Raw genomic sequence first — 21,573 nt, 5'->3', positions numbered from 1 at the left:
GCCCGTGTCAAAAAAAATCGAATGAGGCGAAGGCCCGCGCGCGAGTCAGTGCGTCGCGGCGGCGCTCCGGCGCAGGCGCAGGCTGCCCAGCAGCAACGCCGCCAGCGCCAGCAACCACACATAAAAACCGATCCCGAGGCCGGCGATCGGCGTCGCATTGGCCTCGTTGAAATACCAGTTCCTCGTGAAGAACGAGCACAGCGCGCACGCCAGCGCGGCGCCTCCGAATGCCGCGGCCCTGGCGTCGCGACGCCGGGCGAGCTGCACCGCGGCGACCAGGTAGAGCGGATTGGCCAGCCACGACGGATTGAGCGTCAGCAAGCCGAACCAGCCCTGCCCGAGCAGCGCCAGGCCGCTCAGCGGCGGCGCCTTCTCGAAGTACATCGCCGGCAGCAGCAGCGACAGCACGTAGCCCACCGCCGACGCGCCCAGCACCGTGCGCCGGCCGACTGCCGGCAAAGCCTCGATCAGATCGGCCATCAGTCCGCCTGACCGGCCGGCGTCACGACCTTCTCGCCGCGCGCGCGCATGGCCGCGCGCTGGGCCTTCGGATCGAGCGGCGGCCACGGCGCGCCGGCAGCGACGATCTTGCGGCGGATCTGCTCGATGCGCGCGGCGGCCGGCGAATCGGGCGTGGCGTGATGCTTCAGTTCGTTCTGCAGCACCCAGCCGTACGACACGCCCAGCTCGCTGGCGACCTTCGGATCGGCGCCGTGCGCAAGCAGGTAATCGACGGTGTCCCACTGCTGGATCATCGTCGCCTGGAACAGCGCCGTCTTGCCGAGCGAATCGCGCGCGTTGACGTTTGCCTTGTGTTCGATCAGCACCTTCAGTTGCGGCAGCAGCTTGTTCTCGGCCACCTCGAACAGCATCGGCGTGTCGCCGTTGTAGAGCCAGTTCGGATCCAGGCCGCCGTCCAGCAGCACGCGCAGCAGGTTCGGCGTATCGGCGCGCAGCGAGAGCTCGGCGACCGAGCCGCCGTCGGGGCCGAGGCTCGCCTTCGGATCGGCGCCGTTCTTCAGCAGCACCGAGATGATCTGGTAGCGCGGGCTGGACGCGTCGTTCTTGACCGGCACGATTTCCTGCACGGCATATGACAGCAGTGTGGTGTGCTTCGCGCCGGGCGTGTTCAGCTCCGTCTTCGGCGCGAGCTGCTGCACGCTGCCGAGGTTGCCGTCGTGAATGGCCTGGGCCAGCGTAAGCTGCTGCCCCGAAAAGAATTCTTCCGGCGCATAGCGTTTGAAGCCAGTCATGGTGATCCCTTGCGCTTGAGTGGGCCAGCCGAGCGGCAGCGCCGCGCCGATCAGCGCGGCGACGGTGCCGGCGGCAATTGCATTCTTGTATCGCATCAGTTCGATGAGTTCAGATGGGAGGCGAGATTCAGCTCGTCCTTGGAAACCTGTTGGCCCAGGCCGTTCGACACTTCGCCCATCAAATGGCGTCCGACGGTGGTCACGCTGGTGCCGTCGAGCGTCACCGGCGTGCCGACCGCCTTCGGCATCAGCGCGGCCGTGCCATCGCTGATCGGGCCGAGGCGGCCTTCCTGCATGCCCGTCAGGATATCGCCGTCGACGCGGTAGGCGGTGATGTTGCTGGCCTGCGCGGTGCCGCCGTACTGGGCGACCGTGCCGGGATCGAGGCCCGCCGCGTTGAACGTGATGGCAGACGAGCCGCTGGCTTCCGAGGCCGCCGAGGCCAGCCCGCCGCCGAGCGAATGGCCCGTTAAATCGACGCCCGACGCCGCCCCGGAGGTCTGAAGGTCCTTGCCGATCGTGACAGCGTTGCGGTAATACGGCGAATCGTTGCCAAGGCCCTGCGCGAGGTTGTTGGTCATGTCCTCGCCGAACAATTGCTGGGTGCCCTTGAACGCGATGGCCGGCTTCATGGTGTCGCCGAACACGGCCGGATCGGGCGCGTACATCTGCGCGCCGAAGTTGCTGCCGGGCTTCTGCAGATCGCTCGGCTTGAGGCCGTAGGCCTTCAGCGCCTCGGGATCGTTGCCGATCGCCTTCCAGCCGGTGGGCGGCGGATCGTTCGGGTGATAGACGTGGTCGGCCAGCTTGGCGAGTTGCTGCGCCTTGAGCGACTCGGCCAGCTTCGAGGCCGCCGCGCGCGTGGCCGGGTCCGAGCTGGCGAGACCCTGCGCGATCATGGCCTGCGCGGCGGCCCATTGCAGCGCCAGCGCCTGCTCGGGCGTCTGCACACTGCCCTGGTTCAGGTGGATGACCGGGCCGTCGAGATAGATACCGTTCGCGTTGATCAGGATCGTCGACGGGCCGTGGCTCAGCTTGATGCTGTCGGGCGTCATGGTCACGACGCTTTCGCCCACGCGGTGCTCGATGCCGTCGCTGGCCTGGTGGCTCTGCATGCCGGGGCCGGCCTTGCTGGCGATCGCCTTGGTATTGATGATGTTCGCCGAGGTGTCGCGAGTCAGCGCGATCGTCTCGGTCATGCCGCCTTCGAGGATCCGCTTGGATTCGCTGCCCTTGAGCAGCGAGACGGTGCGCGGGCCGGCCTCGACGGTATGCGTTTCGGCATCCTTGATGACCGTGTTCATGTCCTTCTGGGCGTGCAGGAACACTTCCTGGCTGCCGTTCACGTCGGAGAAGCGCAATTCGTTCGAACCATCGCCCTTGTGCGTCTGGCTCTTGATGCCCATCGTCTGGCCAGCCGCGCCGTGGTACGGGTTGCCCTGCTCGCCGTTGAAGACGCGGCCGACGATCACCGGGTTGTCCGGGTCGCCCTGATTGAAAGCCACCAGCACTTCCTGGCCGATCCGGGGAATCGCGGCCGCGCCCCAGCCGGCCCCGGCCCACGGCTGCGACACCCGGATCCACATCGAATCGGAGCCATCGAGCTTGCCGCGCCGGTCCCACAGGAAATGCAGCTTCACGCAACTGCCGTTGGTATGGATCTGCTCGCCCTTCGGGCCGACCACGATGGCGGACTGCGTGCCCTGGATCAGCGGCTTGGGCGTGACGCGCCGCGCGCGGTAGGAGACTTTCTGCGGCAGCAGCACGAAACTGTTGCGATACGGCAGCTTGGCCGCGTGCGCGGTGTAGTCGTTGACCGCCTCGTGGCGTACCTGCAGGATCACGTAGGCTTGATTGTCGGCGGCCACGGGGTGGCCCGTCACGCTGACGCTACCGGCCGTGGTCATGCGCCATGCGTAGCCCTGGCCCGTGTAGCGCTGTCCCTCCGCCTCCTCGGCCTCGATGGCCTGGAGCGCGTAGCGGTCGCCGTCGGCGGCATGATCGTAGAGCGATTGATGTTCGAAGCGCTCGGTCGTGGCGAGCCGTGCGTATTTGAGCGTCGATTCGACTTCCACCATCATCAGCGGCGACGATGGCGTCTGATGGTTGAAGTCGCGATAGACGATCTTGCCGACGCCGAAATGGCCGCCCTGGTTCAACTGGTCGATGCCGTTGTATTCGCTCGACGCACTGTCGGCGTAGGGCACGCTGGCCAGCTCCTTGATCGGGCGGAACATGGCGTTGCTATCGCCGATCACGAGGGTGTGCTTGTCCTTCTCGTAGCGGTGCGTCCAGATCAGCCCCTCCTGCTCCATCAGCCGGGCGCAGAAGTTGTAATAGGACTCCTGGTACATCACCACGTATTCGAGCGGCTTTTGCTCGGAATGGATGTCGAACGCGAAATCGCTGAAGCCGTGATCGGCAAACACGGTCGACAGGATGGCTTGCGCGGTCTGCTCCTGGAAGATCCGGCAATCGGTCGAGCGCGTCAGGAACCAGAACCACGGCACCACCGACATGTGGTACTGGGTCACGCTGCCCGGATTGCCGACGCGATCGAATGACGCCACGAAGCCATCGAAATACCGCGTCTCGTCGCCGCTCACGGCGGTGGCGGCGGGCAGCAGCGATTGCTGGGATTGCGGGTCGAACCTGAGCCGGACCTGCTGGCCGATCAGGTCGGCCGGCTTCAGATCGTTGCGGTGCGAGAGCAGATCGAGGTGCATCTCGGGCAGCCGGTTGACGTGCTCGTCAACCACCGCCACGCTCACCAGCAGCACGTCCTCGCCGAGCGGCGTGTCGAGCGTGACGTAGCGGTTCATCTGCGTGAGCCTCGCCGTGCTGCCCACTGCCTGATTGATCGAATCGGCAATCGCGGCCGGCGGCCGCTGCAACAGCGAGAAGCCCGTCTGCGCCAATTGCGCAGCGCGCTGCACCGTATCGACGTGACCGGCAAGCGCGGCCACCGGGCCGACCTGGCTAGCGATAGTGGTGGCAAGCGAACCCGCCAGTCCGCCGAGTCCTGCGGGTGCTCCCTGCAGGCTCGCAAAGCTGGACAGGACGCCGCCTGACGACGCCGTACTCATGTCTTTCCTTCTTCTCAGGTTCTTCCCGTAGGGCCATTTTTTTCATGGCCCCGCCACTTTAGGGGAAAAATGAAAGAAACGGTAAACGTTGAATTGGCGTTGAATCGATTCGGAAATTTTGACTCAACGTCAATGATATAGCGGGTTATCTCGGTACGATTTCCCGCATGACAGTCGATTCAATATTCCTGAAATCAATGAGATTTACTTCGAGAAAGTCGATAATTTCAGCGTGATGGCAGGCTGCGATGCAACATCGCTATTAACGGAGTATCAGCGTCGTTGACAAAGTTCGATGAAACCCGGATTGCCGGGGCCTTTCCGTAAATGATCTGCGCCAGGCTTGGCCCGGAAAACCCAAGCGGATCATCTCCGCAATGGCATTGCAGAACGACCAAAACTCGAACAGTGATCCGAGTGGAAGTTTGACGTGACCTTGCAAGTCGCTGCCCGAAAATGATCTCTCTTTTCGCCGAAGTACACGAGAAGGTCGAAGAACGCGTGCTAGCTCTACGATGCGCCCCGAACAACGGCTATCAAGCACGTTGCTACCGATGGGCTGGCTGATGCGCTGGAAAAGAAAAAGCCCCGCAAGTCCGAAAACTTGCGGGGCTTTGTCACCGCCTATTGGCGGAGACGGAGGGATTCGAACCCTCGATCCAGGTTTTGGCCCAGATGCTCCCTTAGCAGGGGAGTGCCTTCGACCTCTCGGCCACGTCTCCCAAACTTTCGCTCGCGCCAGGGAGGCAGCGCGACGAGAACGAAATTCTATCTGCTCATTGGGCCCAGGTCAAATGTTTCGGCACGCTTTTTTTTGCCTAAACCACAACCCGCTTCCAAGGAGCCGCGCGGCCGAAGACGGCCGCGCGCTCGAATCCGCGAAAAACCCGCGAACTCAGGCCTGGTCCAGCTCGAACGCCTTGTGCAGCGCGCGAACGGCCAGCTCCATGTACTTCTCGTCGATCAGCACCGAGATCTTGATTTCGGAGGTCGAGATCATCTGGATGTTGATGCCCTCTTCCGACAGCGTGCGGAACGCCGTGCTCGCCACGCCCACGTGCGAACGCATGCCCACGCCCACCACCGAGACCTTCGAGACCTTCGGGTCGCCCAGCACCTGCTCGGCGTTGACATGGCCCTTGACCTGGTTGGTCAGGATGTCCATCGCCTTCTGGTAGTCGCCGCGGCCGACCGTGAACGTGAAGTCGGTCTTGCCGGCCACGCTCTGGTTCTGGATGATCATGTCGACGTCGATGTTCGCGTCGGCCACCGGGCCGAGGATCTGGTAGGCGATACCCGGCTTGTCGGGCACACCCATCACCACGATGCGGGCTTCGTCGCGCTGAAATGCGATGCCGGAAATGACTGCCTTTTCCATGGTCTCGTCTTCTTCAAAAGTAATCAGGGTGCCCGACTTCATCTCTTCGTCGAGCGCAATCAGGGGATCGGTCAGGCTCGACAGCACACGCGTCTTCACGCGGTACTTGCCGGCGAATTCGACCGAGCGGATCTGCAGCACCTTCGAGCCGAGGCTGGCCATTTCCAGCATCTCCTCGAAGGTCACGCGGTCGAGCCGGCGGGCGCCGTCGACCACGCGCGGATCGGTCGTGTACACGCCGTCGACGTCGGTATAGATCAGGCACTCCTCGGCACCCAGCGCCGCCGCGACCGCGACCGCCGAGGTGTCCGAGCCGCCGCGGCCCAGCGTGGTGATGTTGCCTTCCGGATCGACGCCCTGGAAGCCGGTGATCATCACCACCTTGCCCGCCGCGAGATCCTTCTTGACGCGCGCATCGTCGATCGACTGGATGCGTGCCTTGGTGAATGCGCTGTCGGTCTTGATGGGCACTTGCCAGCCCGCGTAGCTGACGGCCGGGACGCCGATTTCCTGCAGCGCGATCGCCAGCAGGCCGACGCTGACCTGCTCGCCGGTCGAGGCAATCATGTCGAGTTCGCGCGGATCGGGCTGGCTCGAGATTTCCTTCGCGAGACCCAGCAGGCGGTTCGTTTCGCCGGACATCGCCGAGGGCACGACCACCAGTTGGTGACCGGCCTGATGCCATTTCGCGACGCGTTTCGCGACGTTCTTGATGCGCTCGACCGAGCCCATCGAGGTGCCGCCGTATTTATGTACGATGAGTGCCATTGTCGTTCAGAACAGGAGATTGACCGCGCGGGCGCACTGCGCCGGAAGCCGCGCTGCCGTTCGGTCTCGCGGCTTTTGGCAGGGGGACGACGGGAAAAACGGCGGGAACAGTACGCTGGCGTGGCGGATTTGCCCGGTCGGCGGATCAGGCCGCGCAAACCGGGTACGTCACGCGGAAAACCTGCACAAAATGCTCGAAAAATCGAGCCGAGCAAACGCTTGAGCGTACTCTATCGAGGTCCGCTTGACAAGCGAGCCGCATTGATCCGACACCTTTAAAAAACGGGCGCCGCTGCAAATCGGCATTTTTGTTATCGCCCCAGCCCCATTTAATTCAGGCCATCAGCAGATCGGGGCGCCACTCGATCTGGCGGCGCGCGCCGCCGCCCTGCCCGGCCTCGGCGCCGGCCGCCTCGGGCGCGCGATTCAGGCCGATGCGCGGCACGAACAGCAGCACCGGGCCGACATGCAGCAGCGGCACGTCGCGCTGCCAGGCGGGCACGCCGCGCTCCTGGAACAGGTTCTTGAGCGTGCGCGAGGGGCCGCCGGCGGACATCCGCAGGCGTTCGCCGCCGCTGCGCGCGAGCACCATCAGCGGCGCCTGCGCGAGCGTGGCCTCGGCCACGCTGTTCTCCACCTGCCCCGCCTCGGCCGTCACCGGCCGGAACACGAAGCTGCCGCGCCAGGCCGGCAGGTGCCAGACCTCCTGACCGCTCCAGTCGAGCCGCGCCACGGGGCGCTCGGGCGAGGTGCCGTCGTCGGGCGGATCGGCACTGTCACCGGCCTCCCAATACACCTCCTCGCGATACAGCCTCAGGCACTGTCCCGCATGATCGATCCGCAGCGCATGCGACACCTGTGTCGCGCGCAACTGCTTGATCATCTCGGCCAGGCGCGCGGCCGATGCGCCGGGCAGGCCGAGCGTGCGCATCCAGTGGCGCAGCAGGTTGGCGCCGCGCTCGTCGTCGAGCGCGAGCAGGCGCTCGCGCGACAAGGCGCGGCCCTCGTCCCGGGCGACCTCGGCGAGATCGCCGGCGGCCAGCGCGTCGAGCAGCCGTTGCGCGGCCGCCGCATGCTGGGCGGTACGCGCGAGCGCGTCGCGAAAACCGGGGAAATGCACCGACAGCGCCGGCAGCACCTCGATGCGCAGCGCATTGCGCGTATAGCGCGTGTCGGCATTGGATTCGTCGTCGATCCAGCGCAGCCGGCGCGCCTCGGCATAACGCTCGAGCTGGGCGCGCAGCAGATGCAGCAGCGGGCGCACGCGCACCATGCTCGCCTCGGCGGGCAGGTAGCGCGGCGCCATCGCGGCGATGCCGGCCAGGCCCGCGCCGCGCAGCAACTGCAGCAGCACCGTCTCGGCCTGGTCGTCGGCATGCTGGGCCAGCCACAGCGCCTGCGCGCCATGCCGCTCGCCCATCGCGTCGAGCGCGCGGTAGCGCACCTCGCGCGCGCTGGCCTCGACGCCGAGCCCGGTGCCACGCGGCACCTCGACGCGCTCGACATCGAAACGCACGCCGAGCGCAGCCGCGGCCGCCTCGGCATGCGCGAGCCACGCATCGGCGTTCGGGCTCAGGCCGTGATGGACATGCAGCGCCACGCAGCGCTCGGCGCCGGCGACGCGCGCGGCGGCTTCGAGCAGCACGGAGGAATCGAGCCCGCCGCTGTAGGCGATCGCGATCGTCGCGTGCTCGGGCAGCTCGCCCAAAGCAACGCGGACCGCGTCGAGTACGACGCGGTCCGCGTTGAGGTCATTCGGAGGAATCATCGGCATCACGCGCAAGGCACGTGGAAGACGGGGCTCAGATGCCCGGCGTGGTTTCCTTGTACTTGCCGTAGGCAAGCAGGCGTTCCAGGCGACGCTCGCGCAGCGCATCGATGCTCATGCCCTGGAACTGTCGCAGCGTATCGGCCAGCGCACGGCGCAGCAGCGCGGCCATGCCCTTCGGATCGCGATGCGCGCCGCCGAGCGGCTCGTTGACGATCTTGTCGATCAGGCCCAGCGCCTTCAGGCGGTGAGCGGTCAGGCCCAGCGCCTCGGCGGCCTCGGGCGCCTTGGCCGCGCTCTTCCAGAGGATCGAGGCGCAGCCTTCCGGCGAGATCACCGAGTAGGTGGAGAATTGCAGCATCAGCACGGTATCGGCCACCGCGATCGCCAGGGCGCCGCCCGAGCCGCCCTCGCCGATGATGGTGGTGATGATCGGCGTCTTCAGCTCGGCCATCACGTACAGGTTGCGGCCGATCGCCTCCGACTGGCCGCGCTCCTCGGCGCCGATGCCGGGATACGCGCCCGGCGTATCGACGAAGGTGAAGATCGGCAGGCCGAACTTCTCGGCCAGGCGCATCAGGCGCTCGGCCTTGCGATAGCCTTCCGGACGCGGCATGCCGAAGTTGCGCGCCGCGCGCTCCTTGGTGTCGCGCCCCTTCTGGTGGCCGATCACCATGCAGGGATTGCCGCTGAAGCGCGCCAGGCCGCCGATGATCGACTGGTCGTCGGCAAAGGCGCGATCGCCATGCAGTTCGTGGAAATCGGTGAACAACTCGCTCACGTAATCGAGCGTGTAGGGACGCTGCGGATGGCGCGCGATCTGCGAGACCTGCCACGGCGAGAGGTTCGCGTAGAGGTCCTTGGTCAGTTGCTGGCTCTTCTTCGACAGCCGCTCGATCTCTTCCGAAATGTCGACGGCCGAATCGTCCTGCACGAATCGCAGTTCCTCGATCTTGCCTTCCAGTTCGGCGATCGGCTGTTCGAAATCCAGAAACGTGGTCTTCATGTATGGGAGTCCTAGGTCGTGCGGCAGCGCGTATTCTAACCGCGCTGGTTCGCATCAAAATCGACTCGAAACTATCGAGCTGATTTAATCAATAGCAAAAACGGATCAAGCGTCACCGGATTCCGGGTCAAGGCTGCGCCACATGTACCAGGTTGCGACAGTACGCCACGGTTCCCAGTTGGCTGCGACCTCGCGCGCCTCGCTGCGCGTGACGGGTTCACCGCTGAAGTAGTTGACGCTGATCGCGCGGATCAGGCCGGGGTCGTCGAGCGGCAGCACGTCGGGCCGCGACAGGTTGAAGATCAGGAACATCTCGGCGGTCCAGCGGCCGATGCCGCGGATCTGCGTGAGCTCGGCGATCACGTCCTCGTCTTCCATCGAGGTCCATTTATCGACGTGCAAGGCGCCCGAAACAAAATGCTGGGCCAGGTCGATGATGTATTCCGACTTGCGCTTGGACAGGCCGCAGGCCGCGAGCTTCTCCAGGCCGAGGCGGATCACCTGCTGCGGCGCGAGCTTCGGGCAGGCGGCTTCGATCGCCGCCCACACGGCCTGCGCCGAGCTCACCGAGATCTGCTGGCCGACCACCGAGCGCGCCAGCGTGACGAAGGGATCGCCGCGCTTGACCAGATGCGCCGGGCCGAATTTCGGAATCAGCTTCTTGAGGATGCGATCGCGCTTGACGAGATCGGCGCTGGCCTTGTCCCAGTACGGGGGGCGCACCACTTCCTCGGCTTCGGCGGACGACTCCGGCAAGGCCGCCTCGTTCGCACGGGCCTTGCGCGCGGCGCCGTCGACGAGCTCGGCCGCGAGTTCGCGTTCCGCGCTCTCGGCACGCGCCGGTTTCGCCGCGCCGCGCGCGGCCGGCGAATGCGCCACGCCGTTGACGGCGCCCGCGCGCGGGTCGGTCGCGCGCTTGGCGGCGACCTTCCCGGCCGGCGCGCGGCCGGTGGCCGGCGAGCGTGTCGCCGCGCGAACCGCGCCCTTTGCCGGCACTTTCCTGCCCGTTGCCATCTTGCCTCCTGCCTGACGAGTCGATCAGCGGAACGGACGACGCGCGATCAAACGCGACGCCATTCGGTCAACCCGCCCGGTTTGTCTTCGAGCGCGACACCGGCCTCGAGCAAGTCTGCCCGGATCCGGTCTGCTTCGGCATAGTTCTTGGCCTGCTTGGCGGCCACGCGCTCGGCGATGCGTGCTTCGATCGCCTCGCCGTCGAGCGCATCGGCGCCGGCGCCCGTGGCCTGCTGCAGGAAGGCGCGCGCATCGCGGCCGAGCAGGCCCAGCAGCGCGCCGAGCTGCTTGAACTGCCGCGCCAGCGCGGCATCGCCGGTGCGATTCACCTCGCCGGCCAGTTCGAACAGCACCGACACGGCCAGGGCCGTATTGAAATCGTCGTTCATCGCGGCGGCGAAACGCTGCGCGTGCGGCTCGTCGGGATCGAGCGGCGCGCCGTCGGGCGTGACGTCCTTGAGCGCCGTATACAAACGCGTGAGCGCGGCGCGCGCATCGTCGAGATGCACTTCGCTGTAGTTCAGCGGCGAACGATAGTGGGTACGCGCGATGAAGAAGCGCACCACCTCGGCGTCGTACTTCTCCAGCACTTCGCGGATCGTGAAGAAGTTGCCGAGCGATTTCGACATCTTCTCGCTGTCGACCTGCACGAAGCCGTTGTGCATCCAGGTGTTGACGAAGGTTTCGCCGGTCGCGCCCTCGCTCTGGGCGATCTCGTTCTCGTGATGCGGGAACTGCAGGTCCTGCCCGCCGCCGTGGATGTCGAAATGATTGCCGAGCAGCGTGCAGCCCATCGCCGAGCACTCGATGTGCCAGCCCGGGCGGCCGCGCCCGTACTTCGAATCCCAGCTGGTATCGGCCGGCTCCTCGGGCTTCGCGCGCTTCCACAGCACGAAATCGAGCGGATCCTGCTTGGCGTCGTTGGCCGCGACGCGCTCGCCGGCGCGCAGGTCGTCGAGCGACTTGCCCGACAGGCGGCCGTAGTTCGCGAACTTGCGCACCGCGTAATTGACGTCGCCGTCCTTGGCCTGGTAGGCGTAACCGTTTGCCTCGAGGGCCGCGATCATGCCGAGCATCTGCGGGATATAGTGCGTGGCGCGCGGCTCGTGGTCGGGCCGCTCGACGCCGAGCGCGTCCAGGTCCTCGTGCATCGCCGCGATGAAGCGGGAGGTCAGCTCGCCGATGGTCTCGCCGTTCTCCACCGCGCGACGGATGATCTTGTCGTCGATGTCGGTGATGTTGCGCACGTAGGTCACGCGATAGCCGAGCTGGCGCAACCAGCGCTGCACGATGTCGAACACCACCATCATCCGCGCATGGCCGATGTGGCAGTAGTCGTAAACCGTGATGCCGCACACGTACATGCGCACTTCGCCGGGCTGACGCGGCACGAAGACTTGCTTGTCACGCGCGAGCGTGTTGTAGATGCGCAGTGATTCCATAGAGAACAAACGAGAGCCGATGAGTGCCGCCCTGGCGAAGGGCGCCTGCGTGTGAATCCGCTCGGAGCACCCGCCGCTGCCCGGCACGACGCACCGTCGACATGGAGGCGTCGGTCGGACGACGGGCGAAGCGGTAACGGCCGCGAGAGGCAAAAGACAGTCCGCGGCTCGCCGGAACGCGCGGACGATTTGCTAGAATGGCTCGGAGTATAACATTGCGATTTGAGCCTATGAAATCTTCCCGCGGCCGCGCGACGAGCGCTGCGACCCTCCTTGCGACCACCGTCCTGGGCGTCGCGCTGGCGCTCCCGGCCTGGGCGCAGAAGGCCCCCGCCACCGCCGACGGCACCCCGGAGATCGACGCCTCGATCACCAGCCGCAACTGGTCGGCGGCCCTCTCGCAGCTCGATGCGCGGATCGCCGCGAACCCACGCGACGTGCAGGCGCAGTTCAAGCGCGGCACCGTGCTGGCCCGGCTCAATCGCGACGACGACGCGATCGCGCAGTTCCTCGCGCTGACCCAGGCCTACCCCGAACTCCCCGAGCCGTACAACAACCTCGCCGCGCTCTATGCCAAGCATGGCCGCTACGACGACGCGCGCGCGGCGCTGGTCACGGCCACCCAGGCGAACCCCGACTACAGCCTCGCCTACGAGAACCTCGGCGACCTGTACCTGCGCCTGGCCTCCGAATCCTACAAGCGCGCGCGCTCGCTGGGCCGCACGAGCGGCGCGAGCGCGCAGCGCCTGGCCGACATCGAGCGGATCATCGCGCCGCCGGCCGCAGCGCAACAGGCAGCGCAGGCCAAGGCCGACAAGCCCGCCGCCGCGAGCCGGGCCGAGGGCGTCTCGGCCGATGCCACCTCGAACCTGTCGACCATCACGCCGCCGCAGCAGTCGAACTTCGAGTTCAACGGCGGCGGCGGCGCGACGCTGGCCACCCCGCCCTACGTCGCGCCCTCGCACTGAGGCGGCCGGGCCGTCATTTTTTCATCAACCAGAGGATCGTCATGAAACGTCTGTTGTTGGCGCTCGGCAGCGCCGCCCTCGTCGCGACCGCGCCGGCCCATGCGCAAACGGCCGCCGCGCATCCCGTCGTGCAGTTCAAGACCACGCAGGGCGACATCCGTGTCGAGCTCTACCCGGAGAAGGCGCCGAAGACGGTGGCGAACTTCCTCGACTACGTGAAGGCCGGCCAGTACAACGGCACGATCTTCCATCGCGTGATCCCGGGCTTCATGATCCAGGGCGGCGGCTACAAGGCGAACTTCGACGAGAAGCCGACGCGCGCGCCGATTCCGCTGGAAAGCCGCAACGGCCTGAAGAACCTGACGGGCACCATCGCGATGGCGCGCACCAGCGATCCGAATTCGGCCACCGCCCAGTTCTTCATCAATACCGTCGATAATTCCAACCTCGACTACCCGAACCCGGACGGCAACGGCTACGCCGTGTTCGGCAAGGTGGTCTCGGGCCTGGATGTCGTGAAGAAGATCGAGGCGACGCCGACCACCTCGCGCGGCTCGATGCGCGACGTGCCCGAAAAGACGATCACGATCGAATCGGCGAGCGTCGTCGGCAAATAATCCGGCGCGCCACCAGCGCCCCTCACGCGGCCGCGTCGTCACGACCGGCCGCGTGCCATTTCACCCACCTCAACGAAGGAACCATCATGGTTGAACTGCACACGAACCACGGCGTGATCAAGCTCGAACTCGACGCCGCCAAGGCACCGAAGTCGGTGGAGAATTTCCTGAACTACGTGAAGGCCGGCCACTACGACAACACGGTGTTCCACCGCGTCATCAACGGCTTCATGATCCAGGGCGGCGGCTTCGAGCCGGGCATGAAGCAGAAGCCGACCGAGGCACCGATCGACAACGAGGCCAACAACGGCCTGAAGAACGACACCTACACGGTGGCGATGGCACGCACCAACGATCCGCACTCGGCCACCGCGCAGTTCTTCATCAACGTCAACGACAACGACTTCCTGAACCACTCGTCGCCGACGCCGCAAGGCTGGGGCTACGCCGTGTTCGGCAAGGTGGTCGAAGGCCAGGACGTGGTCGACGCGATCAAGAAGGTCAAGACCGGCAGCAAGGGCTTCCACCAGGACGTGCCGGCCGACGACGTGATCATCGAAAAGGCCGTGGTGGCCTGACGCCGTCGAGGGAGGCACTTCGATGCTGCAGGAAACACCGCCGCGAAGCGTCTCCGGGGGCGTGCCGGGCGAGCAGGGTCTCGCGCATGCGGCACGCCCGTTTCTGTTCATCTCCGACCTGCACCTGAGCGAGGCGATCCCGCGCACCGTCGCCGCGTTCGAGCATTTCGTGCGCGTCACGGCCGACAGCGCCGACTCGGTGTTCATCCTCGGGGACCTGTTCGAATACTGGGTCGGCGACGACATCCTCGACGACGACCCGTTCGCGCAGCGCATCGCCGCGCTGCTGCACAGCTTCTCGGAGCGCGGCATCGCGCTCTACGTGATGCACGGCAATCGCGACTTCCTGCTCGGCCGGCGCTTCATGAAGGCCGCGGGCGCGATGCTGGTGCCGGACCCGTCGGTGGTGCTCGCCTTCGGCCGGCGCATCGTGCTCGCGCACGGCGACGCGCAGTGCACGGCCGATCGCGGCTACCAGTGGTTCCGCGGCTTCGCGCGCAATCGCCTGGCGCAGTGGCTGTTCCTCGCGCGTTCGCTGCGCTGGCGGCGCGGCCTGGCCGAGCGCATGCGCGCCAAGAGCGAGGCGGGCCGCGACCGGCCGATGCTGCCGCGCTACGACGTCACGCGCGACGGCATCGCCGAGCTGTTCGAGCGCAGCAGCGCCGACACCATGATCCACGGCCATACCCATCGCCCCGCGCGGCACATCGAGCCCGAGGGCACGCGCTGGGTGCTGCCCGACTGGGATCTCGACCATGGCAGGCCGCGCGGCGGCTACCTGCGCATCGACGCCGAGGGCGTCGCGGCGCTGCCGCTGGAGCACTGAAACGACAAGGGCGGCCTCTCGGCCGCCCTTTTCCATTGGCGATTCCCTTCGCGATCCGGGCTCAGCCCGTGTGCTCGACCGCGCGCCCTTCCAGCGCGGCCGACAAGCGGCGCAGGTCCAGCCGGCCATCGGCCTGGAGCGCCTCGAAGCGCTCGCCGAGCCGCTCCAGCGCGGCGACGATCTCGTCGACGCGCTGCGATTCCTTGGCCGCATGATCGATCAGGCCGTGGATCGCCAGCGACATCGGATCGTCGGCGTTCGGCGTGATGCCGTAGGCGCAGAACGCGGCGCGCTCGGGCGCGGCGGGCCGGCTCTCGGCCGGCAGCACCACGCGCGCGGGATTGCCAACCGCCGTGCCGCCCGCCGGCACCGGCTTGACCACCACCGCGTTCGAGCCGATCTTGGCGCCCTCGCCGATCGTGAAGCCGCCCAGCACCTTGGCGCCCGCGCCGACGATCACGCCGCGCTCGAGCGTGGGATGCCGCTTCGCGCCGCGCGTGAGCGAGGTGCCGCCGAGCGTCACGCCCTGGTAGATGGTGCAGTCGTCGCCGACCACGGCGGTCTCGCCGATCACCACGCCCATGCCGTGATCGATGAACACGCGCCGGCCCAGCGTCGCGCCGGGATGGATCTCGATGCCGGTCATGAAGCGCCCGACCTGCGAGACGAAGCGCCCCGCCCAGCGCTGGCCGCGCCGCCAGAAGGCGTGCGCGAGGCGATGGAAGACCAGTGCATGGATGCCCGGATAACAGGTGAGCACTTCCCAGGCGCTGCGAGCGGCGGGATCACGCTCGCGGATCGTCGCGATGTCTTCTCGAAGTCTCGTGAACATGGTGTGTCGGTGACCGGGGAGGAATGTTCTTGCCGCCTGCCGCGCGGCGCTTATGCCTTATCGCCATTTGCTTATGACGCGCGACGATTGTAGGGCGACTCGCGCGCGGCTGCTGGCGACGGATTTTGTCCCCATCGGCGCCGGGGGTATTCGCCGGCGCGCGGCGCGGCGCGGCTAGGCGAATCCTCAGGAACGCCAAGCAAGCGCCGGGCGCCTGCCGCCGTCGACGGCGGCCTCGGCGCCCGAGCCCGAGGCTCAGTGCTCGCCGCCCGACTTCATCAGGATGTGCTTGGCGACGCCGCGCAGGATGTTGACCTCCTCGCGCTCCAGCCCGGCGCGCGAGAACAGCCGCCGCAGGCGCGGCATCAGCTTCTTGGGATTGCGCGGATCGAGGAATTCGAGCGCGACCAGCGCCTGCTCCAGATGGGCGAACATCTTCTCGATCTCGTCGGCCTGCGCCAGCGTGCCGGCCGCGCCGTCGTGGTGCTCGGCGGCCTGGCCCTCCAGCAGCGCGACGCGCAACTCGTAGGCCAGCACCTGGATCGCCTGCGACAGGTTCAGCGAGCTGTAATCGGGATTGGCGGGGATATGCGCGATCGCGCTGCAGCGCTCGACATGCTCGTTCGACAGGCCGACGCGCTCGTTGCCGAACACGAAGGCGATCTCGCCGCCGTCGAGTTGGCGCCGCGCCTCGCCGGCGGCGGCGCGCGGCGCCAGCCGCGGCGGCCCGTATTCGCGGCTGCGCGCGGTCAGCGCGGCCGACCAGGACACGCCGGCCAGCGCCTCGTCGAGCGTGGCCACGATGCGGGTGGCGGCCAGCACGTCGTCGGCGCCGCTGGCCATCGCGATCGCCTCCGGGTCGGCCAGCACCTCGGCCACGCGCGGCGCGACCAGCACCAGTTGCGAGAAGCCCATGGTCTTCAGCGCGCGGGCGGCGGCGCCGACATTGCCGGGATGGCTGGGCTCGACGAGCACGAAGCGCGCGGCACGGAAGGCTTGCGGCGGGGCGGGGATCGGGGGCGAAATGTCCAACGTCGATGGGTCCGGCTGAGAAAACGGCAAGGAAATGGGAAACGAACGGGAAACGAACTGGCGGTATGGTATCGCCAACGCCGTCCCAATCCCACCCGTCCGAACGGCAGGGCCGACGGCCCCGGGCGCGAGACAGTCGGAAAAACGCCGCGACTCGGGTAAAATGCCGCTTTCCGCGCTCGCCGGCCGCCCCGCCTCCCCGTTTTCCGAGGCTGTCCGCCGCCTGGCGCCCCGTTCTTTGCCAATTCGCGTCTTCCGTCGACGAAACGTCCGTCCGCCTTGCGGCGGGCGCGCTTCGCCGGTTCCAGTCACCTCGTGGCGGCCCCGTGCCGCCGGCTACAGGATCCAGTTCCATGCATCCCATGCTCAATATTGCTGTCAAGGCTGCGCGCCGCGCCGGACAGATCATCAACCGCGCCTCGCTCGATCTCGACATGATCGAGATCCGCAAGAAGCAGCAGAACGATTTCGTGACGGAAGTCGACAAGGCCTCGGAAGAGGCCATCATCGATACGCTGAAGACGGCCTACCCCGACCACGCGATTCTCGCCGAGGAATCGGGCAAGTCGGACAACGAGTCCGAATTCGTCTGGATCATCGATCCGCTCGACGGCACCACCAACTTCATCCACGGCTTCCCCTACTACTGCGTCTCGATCGCGCTCGCGCATCGCGGCGTGGTCCAGCAGGCGGTGGTCTACGACCCGAACAACAACGACCTGTTCACGGCCACCCGCGGCCGCGGCGCCTTCCTGAACGACCGCCGGATCCGCGTCGGCCGCCGCGACCGCCTGTCGGACGCGCTGGTCGGCACGGGCTTCCCGTTCCGCGAGAAGGACGGCCTCGAGGCCTACACGCGCCTGTTCGTCGAGATGACCCAGGCCTGCACGGGGCTGCGCCGCCCGGGCGCGGCCGCGCTGGACCTGGCCAATGTCGCCGCGGGCCGCCTGGACGCCTTCTTCGAGCAAGGCATCAGCGCCTGGGACATGGCCGCGGGCAGCCTGCTGATCACCGAGGCCGGCGGCCTGGTCGGCAACTACCACGGCGACGCCGACTTCCTCGAGCGTCATGAGATCGTCGCGGCGAACCCGAAGATCTACGCGCAGATGATCCCGATCCTGAACCGCTACTCGCGCGTCGGCGGCGAGGCACCGGCCCAGCAGTAAGCATCGGCGCCGGGCAGCACGGCCCGCATCCTCCGGGATGCGGGCCGTTGTCGTTTACGGCCGGCCGCATCGACCACGCCGCGCACCAGGATCGGACCTCCGCACCATTTCGGACGCCGCCGCGCACCAGCCGCGCCGCCCGCCGCCGGTGCGATCGCGGCGCGGCGCGCGTGCGCCCGCTCGCCCCTGCCTCCCGCCGAGCCTTGCCCGGCAAGCCTTCCCCGTCTTCCCGCCGATCACGCCGGCGCCCCTGGCACGCAACCTGCATCTTGAACGCCATCTTGAATACAAGATTGAGTTCCGAATGCCAGACCGACAACGCACCTCGATTACCACCCTGCTCGTCGACTACGCGGCAGGCACGCTGACCGTCGCGAACCGGATCGACGCGGCGCTCGCCGCCCTCGAGGCGATGGACCGCCCCGAAGCCTGGATCCACCGCGTCGAACCCGCCGAACTGCATGCTCGCGCGGCCGAACTCGACGCGCTGCGCGCCGCGCACGGCCCCGCCGTCGTCGAGCGCATGCCGCTGTTCGGCGTGCCCTTCGCCGTCAAGGACAACATCGACGTGGCCGGCCTGCCGACCACCGCCGCCTGCCCCGCCTTCGCGAGTACGCCGGCCGAATCGGCCCAGGTGGTCGCGCTGCTGCTGGCGGCCGGCGCGGTGCTGATCGGCAAGACCAACCTCGACCAGTTCGCCACCGGCCTGGTGGGCGTGCGCTCGCCCTATGGCGCGGTGCGCCAGGTCGACCATCCCGACTACGTCTCGGGCGGTTCCAGCTCGGGTTCGGCGGTAGCGGTGGCGGGCGGCGCGGTGGCCTTCTCGCTGGGCACCGACACGGCCGGCTCGGGCCGCGTGCCGGCCGGCTTCAACGGCATCGTCGGGCTCAAGCCGACGCTCGGCCTGCTCAGCAAGCGCGGCGTGGTGCCGGCCTGCCGCACGCTCGATACCGTGTCGATCTTCGCGCCCGAGGTGGAGGACGCCTGGCGCGTGCTCGGCGTGCTGGCCCGCTTCGACGCGGCCGATCCCTATTCGCGCGCGGTGCCGTCGCTCGGCCTGCCGAACCGCGCCTGGCGCATCGGCGTGCCGGCCCAGCCCGAATTCTTCGACGACGCGCAAGCCGAGGCGGCCTATATGCAGACGCTGCGCCACCTGGCGGCCGACCTGCTGGCCGACCCGGTCGCCGTCGACATGGCGCCCTTGAACGCCGTCGCGCGCCTGCTCTACGACGGCCCCTGGGTGGCCGAGCGGCGCGCCGCGATCGGCGGCTTCCTCGACACCGAGCGCGAGGCAATGGACCCGGTGGTGGCCGCCGTGGTGGCGCGCGCCGATGCCTTCAGCGCCGTCGACGCGTTCAACGCCCAATACGAACTGGCCGAGCTGCGCCGCGCCGCCGAGGCGATCTTCGCCGAGCTCGACGTGCTGATCGTGCCGAGTGCGCCGACCCATCCGACCATCGCCCAGGTGCGCGCCGATCCGATCGCCGTCAACAGCCGGCTGGGTTACTACACCAACTTCGTCAACCTGCTCGACCTGTGCGCACTGGCGATCCCCGCCCTGCCGCGCGCCGACGGCCTGCCGGCCGGCATCACGCTGATCGGCAAGGCGGGCGCCGATCACCAGCTCGCCACGCTCGGCCGCGCGCTGGTGGCGCGGTTGGCTGCGCAATCCGGCGCTCGCACGGGCGCGCAAACGGCTGCTCGATCGGCTGCTCCGTCGCCCTCTTCGGCGGGCGCGTCATCGGCCCTGTCATCGTCCCCGTCATCGACCCTTTCATCGACTGCTGGATCAGCGGCTTCGTCGGCCGCCCTGCCGGGCTCGCAATCGGGCGCGCGCCCGGCCGATACGTCCGCCGGTCAGCCCTCGACATCCGGCCCGGCAGCCGAACCCCTGCCGCCGCTGCCCGCCAACGAGCCCACCCTGATCGTCGCCGTGGTCGGCGCGCACCTGCGCGGCCAGCCGCTCAACGGCCAGTTGCTCGAAGCCGGCGCGCGCTTCGTCGAAGCCACCGTCACCAGCGCCGACTACCGCCTCTACGCGCTGGCCGGCACCACCCCGCCCAAGCCGGCCCTGGTCCACAGCCCCGGCGACGCCGACGGCCGCGCGATCGCGATCGAACTGTGGGAGCTGCCGCTGCGCCTGTTCGGCGGCCTGGTCGCCCAGGTGCCGGCGCCGCTGGGCATCGGCACGGTACGCGTGGCCGACGGCCGCGCGGTGAAGGGCTTCATCTGCGAGCCGGCAGCGGTCGCCGCCGGCCGCGCGCTGGACATCACGGCCCACGGCGGCTGGCTCGCCTACCTGCGCGAGCGCGCCGCGCCGGCGAGCGCCGCCATCTCCTCCCTCCCCCTGAACGCCTGACGCTGAACGAGAACGCCTCATGACCACACGCCGCCATTTCCTCCACACCGCGGGCGCCCTCGCGCTCGGCGCGATGCTGCCGCTCGAGCGGGCGCTGGCCGCCTCCGGGCTCACCGTCGGCGCGCTCTATGTCGGCGCGCGCGGCGACTACGGCTACAACCAGGCGCAGGCCGCCGCCACCAACGTGATCCGCAAGCTGCCCGGCGTGAAGATCGTCGAAGAGGAGAACGTGCCCGAGACCATCGCCGCGCAGAAGTCGATGGCCGCGATGATCGAGCAGGACGGCGCGAGCCTGGTGTTCGCCACCTCGTTCGGCTATTTCGACCCGCACGTGCTGAAGATGGCGGCCAAATACCCGAAGGTGCGCTTCGCGCATTGCGGCGGGCTCTGGAAGGCCGGCAACCCGGCCAACATCACCAGCTATTTCGGCTACATCGACGAGTGCGAGTACCTGAGCGGCGTGGTGGCGGGCCACATGACGAAGACGAAGAAACTCGGCTTCGTGGCCGCCAAGCCGATCCCCCAGGTGCTGCGCAACATCAACGCCTTCACGCTCGGCGCGCAGTCGGTCGATCCGTCGATCACTACGCACGTGATCTTCACCGGCGATTGGTCGATGCCGGTCAAGGAAGCCGAATCCGCCAACAGCCTGGTCGACCAGGGCTGCGACGTGCTGACCTGCCACGTCGACGGTCCCAAGGTGGTGATCGAAACCGCCGAGAAGCGCGGCGCGATGAGCTGCGGCTATCACGCCAACCAGTCGGCGCTCGCGCCCAAGGGCTACCTGACCGGCGCCGAATGGGACTGGGCCACGCCCTACACGCAGCTGGTGCAGGCCGTGCAGGCCGGCAAGACGCCGCCCAACGTGATGCGCGGCGGCCTCAAGGAAGGCTACGTGAAGCCCTCGCCCTACGGCGCGAAGGTGACGCCCGCCGCGAAGCAGGCGGCCGACGCGGTGAAGGCCAGGATGCAGGCCGGCGACTTCGTGATCTTCAAGGGCCCGCTCAAGGACAACAAGGGCGGCACCGCGATCGCGGCGGGCGTGAGCCACGTGCAGACCGACATCGTGCTGGAGAGCATGAACTACCTGGTGGCCGGCGTGGTGGGCCAGATCTGATGAAGGCGCCGACCGACCGCGCCCGACCAGGAGCCCAATCCGGAGCCCGACCATGCGCCTGAATCCGCTCGCCGCGCGCTGCGCGCTCGCGCTGCTGCCGGCCGTGCCGACGGTGGCCGCGCTGGCGGCCACCGTGTTGCTGTTCGCGGCCTTCCTGGCCGCCGCGCACGCGCCGGCGCTCGATGCGCTGGGCCTGATCGCGCAAGGCGCGTTCGGCTCCTCGTTCGCCTGGCAGAACACGCTGCTGCGCGCAGCCCCTCTGATGCTGACCGCGCTGTGCGTGGCGCTGCCGGCCCAGGTCTGCACCAGCTCGAAGCGCTTCGTGGTCCACGCGAACATCGCCGAGGCCTTCCTGCGCCGCCA

At 67.8% G+C, this 21,573-nt stretch carries 17 protein-coding genes, 1 tRNA gene and 1 pseudogene; 8 read left to right on the top strand and 11 right to left on the bottom strand.

Annotated elements, in window-relative coordinates; translation table 11 throughout:
* Positions 1-45: 45 nt before the first annotated feature.
* The 9 genes from F3J18_RS16385 to cysS all read right to left on the bottom strand — a co-directional run bounded on the left by F3J18_RS16385 (position 46) and on the right by cysS (position 11,715).
* Entirely contained in the window at positions 46-480 is a 435-nt protein-coding gene (locus F3J18_RS16385; RefSeq protein ID WP_166913348.1) for a hypothetical protein, read from the bottom strand.
* A complete protein-coding gene (locus F3J18_RS16380) occupies positions 480-1,349 on the bottom strand; it encodes an ankyrin repeat domain-containing protein (RefSeq protein ID WP_166913347.1) in 870 nt (289 codons plus the stop codon). Before F3J18_RS16380 ends, F3J18_RS16385 begins: the two co-directional genes overlap by 1 nt.
* Complete coding sequence (tssI, locus tag F3J18_RS16375) at positions 1,349-4,339, bottom strand: type VI secretion system tip protein TssI/VgrG (RefSeq protein WP_166913346.1); 2,991 nt, start codon at positions 4,337-4,339, stop codon at positions 1,349-1,351. The genes F3J18_RS16380 and tssI overlap by 1 nt, the downstream gene beginning before the upstream one ends.
* Positions 4,340-4,967: 628 nt before the next feature.
* A tRNA-Ser gene (locus tag F3J18_RS16370) sits at positions 4,968-5,061 on the bottom strand.
* A gap of 173 nt (positions 5,062-5,234) precedes the next feature.
* Positions 5,235-6,485, bottom strand: coding sequence for an aspartate kinase (locus F3J18_RS16365; protein ID WP_013698592.1), 1,251 nt, complete (start codon positions 6,483-6,485; stop codon positions 5,235-5,237).
* Between the two features lie 334 nt (positions 6,486-6,819).
* A complete protein-coding gene (gene tilS / locus F3J18_RS16360; protein WP_166913345.1) occupies positions 6,820-8,253 on the bottom strand; it encodes a tRNA lysidine(34) synthetase TilS in 1,434 nt (477 codons plus the stop codon).
* A 34-nt stretch (positions 8,254-8,287) separates the two neighbouring features.
* Positions 8,288-9,259 (bottom strand): acetyl-CoA carboxylase carboxyltransferase subunit alpha, encoded by a 972-nt coding sequence (locus tag F3J18_RS16355; protein WP_013698595.1) that lies wholly within the window; start codon positions 9,257-9,259, stop codon positions 8,288-8,290.
* Between the two features lie 105 nt (positions 9,260-9,364).
* A complete protein-coding gene (locus tag F3J18_RS16350; RefSeq protein ID WP_025099267.1) occupies positions 9,365-10,273 on the bottom strand; it encodes a DNA-3-methyladenine glycosylase in 909 nt (302 codons plus the stop codon).
* Between the two features lie 47 nt (positions 10,274-10,320).
* Positions 10,321-11,715 (bottom strand): cysteine--tRNA ligase, encoded by a 1,395-nt coding sequence (gene cysS / locus F3J18_RS16345; RefSeq protein WP_166913344.1) that lies wholly within the window; start codon positions 11,713-11,715, stop codon positions 10,321-10,323.
* 230 nt (positions 11,716-11,945) lie between these two features.
* On the opposite strand from cysS, the gene F3J18_RS16340 reads away from it, so the two are divergent.
* The 4 genes from F3J18_RS16340 (at position 11,946) to F3J18_RS16325 (ending at position 14,704) form a co-directional block, all read left to right on the top strand.
* Complete coding sequence (locus F3J18_RS16340) at positions 11,946-12,683, top strand: tetratricopeptide repeat protein (protein WP_025099266.1); 738 nt, start codon at positions 11,946-11,948, stop codon at positions 12,681-12,683.
* Between the two features lie 41 nt (positions 12,684-12,724).
* The gene (locus tag F3J18_RS16335; protein WP_013698599.1) at positions 12,725-13,300 is read left to right on the top strand and encodes a peptidylprolyl isomerase; all 576 of its coding nucleotides are present in this window, start codon (positions 12,725-12,727) and stop codon (positions 13,298-13,300) included.
* 86 nt (positions 13,301-13,386) lie between these two features.
* The gene (locus F3J18_RS16330) at positions 13,387-13,878 is read left to right on the top strand and encodes a peptidylprolyl isomerase (protein WP_025099265.1); all 492 of its coding nucleotides are present in this window, start codon (positions 13,387-13,389) and stop codon (positions 13,876-13,878) included.
* Positions 13,879-13,900: 22 nt separating this feature from the next.
* The gene (locus tag F3J18_RS16325) at positions 13,901-14,704 is read left to right on the top strand and encodes a UDP-2,3-diacylglucosamine diphosphatase (RefSeq protein ID WP_166913343.1); all 804 of its coding nucleotides are present in this window, start codon (positions 13,901-13,903) and stop codon (positions 14,702-14,704) included.
* Between the two features lie 61 nt (positions 14,705-14,765).
* Here the strand turns inward: F3J18_RS16325 and cysE are convergent, their stop codons facing one another.
* Both cysE and F3J18_RS16315 read right to left on the bottom strand, forming a co-directional pair.
* Positions 14,766-15,536, bottom strand: a complete 771-nt coding sequence (cysE, locus tag F3J18_RS16320; protein WP_013698602.1) for a serine O-acetyltransferase — start codon at positions 15,534-15,536, stop codon at positions 14,766-14,768.
* A gap of 255 nt (positions 15,537-15,791) precedes the next feature.
* On the bottom strand, positions 15,792-16,568 hold the full coding sequence (locus F3J18_RS16315) for an RNA methyltransferase (protein ID WP_013698603.1): 777 nt from the start codon (positions 16,566-16,568) through the stop codon (positions 15,792-15,794).
* A gap of 353 nt (positions 16,569-16,921) precedes the next feature.
* On the opposite strand from F3J18_RS16315, the gene F3J18_RS16310 reads away from it, so the two are divergent.
* From F3J18_RS16310 to F3J18_RS16295, 4 genes and pseudogenes are all read left to right on the top strand, one after another.
* Positions 16,922-17,734 (top strand): inositol monophosphatase family protein, encoded by an 813-nt coding sequence (locus F3J18_RS16310; protein ID WP_025099262.1) that lies wholly within the window; start codon positions 16,922-16,924, stop codon positions 17,732-17,734.
* Positions 17,735-18,038: 304 nt separating this feature from the next.
* The gene (atzF, locus tag F3J18_RS16305) at positions 18,039-20,093 is read left to right on the top strand and encodes an allophanate hydrolase (RefSeq protein WP_166913342.1); all 2,055 of its coding nucleotides are present in this window, start codon (positions 18,039-18,041) and stop codon (positions 20,091-20,093) included.
* A 19-nt stretch (positions 20,094-20,112) separates the two neighbouring features.
* Positions 20,113-21,210: a BMP family ABC transporter substrate-binding protein gene (locus F3J18_RS16300; protein WP_025099260.1), complete on the top strand. Its 1,098-nt coding sequence runs from the start codon at positions 20,113-20,115 to the stop codon at positions 21,208-21,210.
* A 52-nt stretch (positions 21,211-21,262) separates the two neighbouring features.
* Positions 21,263-21,573, top strand: a pseudogene (locus F3J18_RS16295) (hypothetical protein); the annotation flags it as partial.

The organism is Burkholderia sp. Ax-1720 (genome assembly GCF_011753035.1).
GTDB lineage: Bacteria > Pseudomonadota > Gammaproteobacteria > Burkholderiales > Burkholderiaceae > Burkholderia > Burkholderia gladioli.
This window is presented reverse-complemented; position numbering and strand designations above follow the sequence as displayed.

Coding starts and splice junctions, on each gene's coding strand:
- F3J18_RS16335 (WP_013698599.1), top strand. CDS start 12,725: ATGAAACGTCTGTTGTTGGCGCTCGGCAGCGCCGCCCTCGTCGCGACC.
- F3J18_RS16380 (WP_166913347.1), bottom strand. CDS start 1,349: ATGCGATACAAGAATGCAATTGCCGCCGGCACCGTCGCCGCGCTGATC.
- F3J18_RS16310 (WP_025099262.1), top strand. CDS start 16,922: ATGCATCCCATGCTCAATATTGCTGTCAAGGCTGCGCGCCGCGCCGGA.
- F3J18_RS16355 (WP_013698595.1), bottom strand. CDS start 9,259: ATGAAGACCACGTTTCTGGATTTCGAACAGCCGATCGCCGAACTGGAA.
- F3J18_RS16385 (WP_166913348.1), bottom strand. CDS start 480: ATGGCCGATCTGATCGAGGCTTTGCCGGCAGTCGGCCGGCGCACGGTG.
- F3J18_RS16300 (WP_025099260.1), top strand. CDS start 20,113: ATGACCACACGCCGCCATTTCCTCCACACCGCGGGCGCCCTCGCGCTC.
- F3J18_RS16340 (WP_025099266.1), top strand. CDS start 11,946: ATGAAATCTTCCCGCGGCCGCGCGACGAGCGCTGCGACCCTCCTTGCG.
- F3J18_RS16365 (WP_013698592.1), bottom strand. CDS start 6,485: ATGGCACTCATCGTACATAAATACGGCGGCACCTCGATGGGCTCGGTC.
- F3J18_RS16350 (WP_025099267.1), bottom strand. CDS start 10,273: ATGGCAACGGGCAGGAAAGTGCCGGCAAAGGGCGCGGTTCGCGCGGCG.
- atzF (WP_166913342.1), top strand. CDS start 18,039: ATGCCAGACCGACAACGCACCTCGATTACCACCCTGCTCGTCGACTAC.
- tilS (WP_166913345.1), bottom strand. CDS start 8,253: ATGATTCCTCCGAATGACCTCAACGCGGACCGCGTCGTACTCGACGCG.
- F3J18_RS16325 (WP_166913343.1), top strand. CDS start 13,901: ATGCTGCAGGAAACACCGCCGCGAAGCGTCTCCGGGGGCGTGCCGGGC.
- tssI (WP_166913346.1), bottom strand. CDS start 4,339: ATGAGTACGGCGTCGTCAGGCGGCGTCCTGTCCAGCTTTGCGAGCCTG.
- cysE (WP_013698602.1), bottom strand. CDS start 15,536: ATGTTCACGAGACTTCGAGAAGACATCGCGACGATCCGCGAGCGTGAT.
- F3J18_RS16330 (WP_025099265.1), top strand. CDS start 13,387: ATGGTTGAACTGCACACGAACCACGGCGTGATCAAGCTCGAACTCGAC.
- cysS (WP_166913344.1), bottom strand. CDS start 11,715: ATGGAATCACTGCGCATCTACAACACGCTCGCGCGTGACAAGCAAGTC.